Source organism: Candidatus Omnitrophota bacterium (assembly GCA_013791745.1).
GTDB lineage: Bacteria > CG03 > CG03 > CG03 > CG03 > CG03.
In genome coordinates, this window is record VMTH01000078.1 from 1 (window position 1) to 6,550 (window position 6,550).

General features: G+C 50.0%; 6 protein-coding genes. 5 read left to right on the forward strand and 1 reads right to left on the reverse strand.

The window, feature by feature from the left end; translation table 11 throughout:
• The 4 genes from FP827_03660 to FP827_03675 all read left to right on the forward strand — a co-directional run.
• Positions 1 to 521 (forward strand): tetratricopeptide repeat protein (locus FP827_03660; GenBank protein MBA3052171.1); only part of this gene is annotated, 521 nt, incomplete at its 5' end.
• 120 nt (positions 522 to 641) lie between these two features.
• Positions 642 to 3,056, forward strand: coding sequence for a leucine--tRNA ligase (locus FP827_03665; protein MBA3052172.1), 2,415 nt, complete (start codon positions 642 to 644; stop codon positions 3,054 to 3,056).
• Entirely contained in the window at positions 3,053 to 3,565 is a 513-nt protein-coding gene (locus tag FP827_03670) for a hypothetical protein (protein MBA3052173.1), read from the forward strand. The genes FP827_03665 and FP827_03670 overlap by 4 nt, the downstream gene beginning before the upstream one ends.
• On the forward strand, positions 3,566 to 4,543 hold the full coding sequence (locus FP827_03675) for a hypothetical protein (GenBank protein ID MBA3052174.1): 978 nt from the start codon (positions 3,566 to 3,568) through the stop codon (positions 4,541 to 4,543). It abuts the gene before it with no gap.
• Here FP827_03675 and rpsT read toward each other — a convergent pair.
• On the reverse strand, positions 4,511 to 4,783 hold the full coding sequence (gene rpsT, locus FP827_03680) for a 30S ribosomal protein S20 (protein ID MBA3052175.1): 273 nt from the start codon (positions 4,781 to 4,783) through the stop codon (positions 4,511 to 4,513). The two genes, FP827_03675 and rpsT, sit on opposite strands and share 33 nt — an antisense overlap.
• Before the next feature lie 81 nt (positions 4,784 to 4,864).
• Between rpsT and murJ the strand changes: the two genes are divergently transcribed.
• Complete coding sequence (gene murJ, locus FP827_03685) at positions 4,865 to 6,367, forward strand: murein biosynthesis integral membrane protein MurJ (GenBank protein MBA3052176.1); 1,503 nt, start codon at positions 4,865 to 4,867, stop codon at positions 6,365 to 6,367.
• The last annotated feature ends 183 nt before the right edge of the window (positions 6,368 to 6,550 follow it).

Here is a 6,550-nt window from a genome sequence, read left to right on the forward strand (position 1 = left end):
AATCCTCGGCGCTCCTCGGAGCGGCCGAAACGTATGAATTCGCTCACAAGTACAAAAGGGCGCTGCGCGGATATAGCAAAGTCGTAAAAAAATTTCCCTTAACTCCGGCGGCCTATGACGCGGGTTTAAGAGTGGACGCGATTCAGAACGGAAACGATTGCGGCGGTGAGGCGCTAAAACTATTCACACTGAACTATCGGTACTGGAGAGCAAAGAAGTTTAACGAATCCATCGCTGTCTGCCGTAAGATTGTTTCTGAATATCCCGATTCCTATCTTGCCGCTTCGGCGCAGTATTATAAGGGGTTCATGTTGCAGTTTGATTTGGAAGATTATGAAAATGCGATTATTGAATATCAGAAAGTGCTTAAAAACTATCCGGCAAGCGGGAGAGCTTCTTTTGCTTTATACAGGATAGGGGAGTGCTACAAGAATCAAGGAAAATTTATTATGACGAATGAGATCAACATGCGGGTTTTAAGGGAATACCCCGGCAGTCTGCCCACACGATGGATAAAATGACCGTATCGACCCGGCGGCAGATTGTCCGGCGAGCCTGGTGTTGTCCCGTTTATTCTCAATTTGATATATTACAGCGGCGCTCATTTTGGGTGCGGACAGATTTAAGGAGATGATTGTTTTATGAGTGAAGTTGAAGAATACGATTTCAAAAAAATAGAAAAAAAATGGACAGGCGTTTTTGCCTCGGGGCAGAGCCCGAACAAAGACAGGGGCGAAAAATTCTATCTTCTTGAGATGTTCCCCTATCCATCGGGCGCCCTGCACATGGGCCACATGAGGAATTATTCCATAGGCGATACATACAAAAGATTTCTTGAGATGAAGGGCTACGATGTCATATATCCGATGGGATATGATTCTTTCGGTCTGCCTGCCGAGAACGCTGCCATCAAAAGCGGCGTGCATCCCCGCAAATGGACTCTTGCCAATATAGACAGCATGATAGAACAGCAGAAGCGCATGGGGCTTTCTTACCAGTGGGAGCGTCTTGTCAAAACCTGTTCTGACGAATACATAAAATGGAACCAGTGGTTTTTTCTGAAGTTTTTGGAAAAGGGATTGGCTTACAGGAAAGAGTCCGCCATAAACTGGTGCCCCGACTGCGGCACGGTTTTGGCCAACGAGCAGGTGGTCTCCGGCAAATGTTGGAGATGCGCGAGCGTCGTGGAATCAAAAAAACTCAAACAGTGGTTCTTCAGGATAACGGATTACGCCGAGGAGTTGCTGGCGGATATAGACGGTCTGGAATGGCCGGAAAAGGTGAAGGCCCAGCAGAAGAACTGGCTCGGCAAAAGCCACGGCGTTGAAATAGATTTCCCCCTGGAAAACGGCGCTAAGCTGACGGTATTCACAACCCGGCCAGACACACTCTGGGGGGCGACCTTCATGGCGCTCTCGCCGGATCATCCTCTTATTGATGATATATCGCTCGGAGCAAAAGCGGGAATAGAAGCGCTGAGAAAACAAAGTGCGCTTCAGAGCGACGAGGAGAAAGAAAAATTCGGCGTTCTGCTCCCTGTGAAAGCCGTCAATCCCGTAACGGGAGAAAAGATACCGGTCTTTGCCGCCAATTTCGTTCTTACGGAATACGGCACCGGGGCCATTATGTGCGTTCCGGCTCATGACAAGAGGGATTTCGCTTTCGCGAAAAAATACGGCATTCCCGTGTGCGCGGTGATCTCTCCACCGGATACTGTTCTTGAAGGCGAGAGCATGAAAGAAGCCTTTACGGAAAGCGGAACGCTTCAGAATTCGGCAAGTTTCACGGGACTGGATTCGGAAACGGCGAAAGAAAAAATTTCCGTCTATCTTGAAGGTGAAGGCAAGGGGAAGCGTGTTGTTAAGTGGCATCTGAGAGACTGGCTGGTGTCAAGGCAGCGCTACTGGGGATGTCCGATCCCTGTTATATACTGCGAAAAATGCGGAGCTGTGCCGGTTCCCGAATCAGAGCTCCCTGTCCTTTTACCGGATGACGCGGAATTCACGGGCAAGGGCAATCCTCTCGAAAAATCCGCTTCTTTCGCGAAAGTGAAATGCCCGGCATGCGGCGCTGCCGCGCGCAGGGAAACCGACACGCTCGACACCTTTGTGGATTCCTCGTGGTATTTTCTCAGATATCTTGACAGCCAAAACAGCCAAAAACCCTTTGACGGCGGCATAGTCAGTAAATATATGCCTGTTGACCAGTACATAGGCGGCATAGAGCATGCCACAATGCATCTCATATACGCGCGTTTTTTCACAAAAGCCCTGCGCGACCTCGGCCTTTTTGATTTCTCGGAGCCCTTTAAGCGCCTTCTTTGCCAGGGCATGGTCCTCAAGGACGGCTCCAAGATGTCAAAATCCAAAGGCAACACCGTGAGCGTGGACGCAATGCTCAACGAGCACGGCGCCGACGCCGGCAGGATGTTCATACTTTTCGCCTCCCCCCCCGAGAGGGATCTTGAATGGTCGGACGAGGGCGTGCGCGGGTGCAGCCGGTTTCTCAAAAAACTCTGGCGGCTCGGCATGGAGGCGGCCTCATGCGGCGGGGCGGGGAAGTCGCTGCCTGAAAAAAAGGAGCTGGAATTTATAACTGCCAAAACCGTCGCGGCGGTGGAGAAGGATTTCAACAGATTCCAGTTCAACACCGCTGTCTCATCCATACAGGAGCTGATCAATTTCACGCAGAAGCTGTTTGCCGAGCACGGAAATTTTGAGGGTTTTGCCGATACCGTTAAGACGGCGGTCAAACTCGTCTATCCCTTCGCTCCTTTTATAGCGGCGGAGCTGGCGGAGATATTGAAAATTAAACTGGACACTTTTCCTACCTGCTCGCTAAAAGCCATGGAGGGCCGTGATAAAGAGATAATCATACAGATCAATGGAAAGCTGCGCGCAAAATTGACATTTTCCGCGGGTGCCCTGGAGAGCGAGATCGTCCGGGCGGCTTGCGAAAACGAAAAGATACTTAAATTCACAGAAGGCAGCGAGATCAAAAAACACATATATGTTGAAGGAAAGATCTTGAATTTAGTGATAGGAGGTGGAAAATGATAAAAATAACGCAGGGTTTTTTGTGCGCCGCGCTGGCGCTGGCATCGGGCTGTTCTTTCTCCAATCCCAATGTTGTTTTATCCGACAATATCCGGACCGTGAAAATAAACGCTTTTTCCAACAAGACCGTCCTTTACGGCCTTGAGGACAAGCTCTTCCAGAAACTGAACGACGCTCTCATGGAGGACGGCCGCCTCATACCCTCTTCTGAAAATACCGACGCCCTTCTCATAGGGGATATAACCAGATACGAGCTCGTTCCTCTGAGTTTTGACGCCAACGGTATTGTGGAGGAGTACAAGCTCTGGATAGAGGCCGATCTGCGTTTTGTGGAATCCGAAACCGGCGAAGTGCTTTGCGAAGAGAAATCCATTCCCATAGATGTGCGCTTCCATCCGCCGGGGAGTACCCGCCCGGGCGCCATTATAGAAACCGAGCAGAACGCGCAGGAGCGCGCCACAGACGAACTCGCTTCCGAGATAGTTTATCTTCTGCTGCGCAACAGATAAATACCCGTGTACATAGACGCTTTTAAACGGCAGCTTGAACGGCGTGTCAATCCCGTCTATGTGTTCATCGGAGCCGATGACGGCTGCAAAGAAGAAGGTTTTGGGCTCATCTGCAAGGCGCTGGGGCCATCCAGTATCATCCGGACTGATCGCGCTTTTCCGCCGGGAGATATCCTCACGGAGCTCAATTCGCAGCTGCTTTTTTCGGACAAAAAAATCGTGCTGATAAAGGACGCGGAAGGTTTTAAGAACGAGGAACTGACGGCCATCCTTTCTTATTCAAAGAACAGCACAACGGTGCTCGTTATTTTCTGCGCCTGGAACGCGCGCCTCAAAAAGTTTTTTACTTCCCCTGATATTGTCGTCGTTGACTGCTTTAAGCCTTTTCCGTGGAAAACCGCCGCGGCGGTGCGCGCGCGGCTGGCTAAAGAAGGGAAAAAGATCGACGACGCCGCGATGTCCGCGCTTATAGAGATCAGCCGAAACAGCAGTGTTGACATAGATCTCAATGTGAGCAAGCTCCTCACTTTCAAGGCAGATGACGCTGTCGTCACTCAGGATGATGTTGAGAGAATAAGCACATCAAGGGAGACGGACAGTATATTTGAATTTACATGGCAGATGATAGGGGGCGAGGCCGTCTCTCTGCTCCAAAAAGCCGAACAGCTGAAAAGTGACGGAGAGATGGGCTGCCTCGGATACGCGCGGGGGCTGTTTGAAAAATTTTTAACGCTCAAGCAGAAGATCAGGGAGGGTCAGCCGGTGAACATAAACGACGCGAAAGCGCTGGGTATATTTGACAAAAATCAGCAGGAGGCCGCCGTCAGGATCGTCTCTTCCACCCCGGAAGAAAAGATACTGGAAGCTTACAAAACAATACTTGAGACTTTTGAAAAATACAAGAGCGGGCAGCCGGGGGCTTTCGCTAACGCGGCGGTGAGGATATCAGGATTTTTTGGAAAGGGCACAGAGGCGTGATTTCAGCCTGTCAGCTTTGTTGCCGTGGAAGATCTTCTTCTTGGACATTTTATCCAGTATTCCCTGGATATTCGCGATTTTTTCGGCGGGTTTTCCGCCTTTTTCGCTGATGGCGACTTTGTACTGTTTGATCTCTGTCTTGAGCGCTGTTTTGATTTTACGGTTGGCGGCCCGCTTTTTACGGTTCTGCCTTGCCTCTTTCATAGCACTCGTATGTCTGCCTGTTTTTAATTTTGCCATTTTTCCTCCTGCCCGCGCGTTCTTCTGCGGGGGACCTTTTCTTTCGAGAGCAATGCTATCAAAATTAGCTATGTCCGTCAAATGATAAAAAGAATTTTCAACACGCCGCTGAAAAAAGGTTTCGCCGCTGTCTCCGCGGCGACCATGATCTCGAGGATACTGGGTATGGTCAGGGATATCTTCATGGCCAAATATTTCGGCACTTCAATGTTCGCCGACGCTTTCTATGTGGCTTTCAGGATACCGAATCTTCTGAGGCGTCTGCTGGGAGAAGGGGCACTACCGGCCGCTCTGATACCCGTCTATTCGGAGATGCTCGTTAAAAAGGAGGATGAGAGGGCGAAAAGGCTTACCGGCAGCATGTTCTCCTTTCTTTTTGTCATTTGTTTTTTCCTCACGGCCGTAGGCGTTATCTTCACGCCGCAAATAGTGAGATTGATAGCTCCCGGTTTTTTCGGAAACACGGAGCAGTTTGCTTTAACGGTGACGCTGGCGAGGATAATGTTTCCCATTCTTATTCTTGTGACGATGGCCACCATAGCCATGGGAATATGTAATGCCAGGAAATATTTTTTTATTCCAGCCGTCGCGCCGGCCCTCTTCAATGTCAGCGCGATAGTTTTTTTCATGTTTTTCACCCGCGGGATACCGGGCTATGACATAAGGGGCCTCGCCGTCTTCGCTGTGATCGGCTTCTTTCTTCATTTCGCATTAATGCTGCCCATTCTTTTCAGGGAAAAGGTCGCGTCTTTTTGTTTTTTTGTCAAAGGCGTGTTCTCCAACGCGGATGTGAAAAGAATAATCGTTCGCCTGATACCTGTGGCTATGGGCGTTTCAGTGATGCAGCTCAACATATTCGTTGATACCATCTGCGCCACGCTCATGGGGGCGGGGGTCGTGTCGGCGCTTTATTTCGCCAACCGCCTTTACCAGCTGCCGCTGGCTCTTTTCGGGGTGTCTATTTCAATGGTCTCTCTTCCCTTTATGTCCGACGCGCGGGCGGAGAAAAAAACCGGGGCTGTGGCGAAGAATCTTTTTGATTCCTTCGCGGCGAGTCTGTTTCTGATAATCCCCTCGACACTCGGGCTGATCATTCTCGCGGGAGAGACGGTGTCGCTCCTTTTTGAGAGAGGTCTTTTCTCATCCGGCTCCACGGCGATGACCTCCGCGGCTCTGGTTTTTTATTCGGCGGGACTGGCGGCTTTCGCCGGTATCAGGATATTCGCTAATTATTTTTACTCGAAGAAGGATATGCGGACGCCGGTCAAAATAGCCGTGCTATCCTTTATAGTGAACATAGCGGGGGATATCGCCGCCCTCGTCTTTCATCTGGGCCCGGGCGGCCTTGCCGGGGCGACGAGCATCGCCGCGTTGACGAATTTCGCTCTGCTTGTATGGCTGGTTATCAAAGACGGCATCAGGCCACCAACATCATTCTACAGGAAATTGTCTGTTATCCTCGCCGCATCCGCCATCATGGCGGGCTTTCTCCTGGCGCCCTTCCAGATGCACACGCTCATCAAGATTGCTCTCGCCGGTGGCATATATTTAATTTCCGCCCGCGCCTTCAGATCATTCTTCTGATTAATCTGATTTCAGCCAGCCAATGAGCCTTATTGTAATTGGCGGGATTATTTGTTAAGCTCGTACTTGAATAGGAATTAGGATTTGTAAAGAGACATATTTTGACACATCTGAAGAACACATCATATACTGATTTGCCAAAGGTGAAATTAAAGTTAAAGTAACGGAGTAAAAATGATTGAA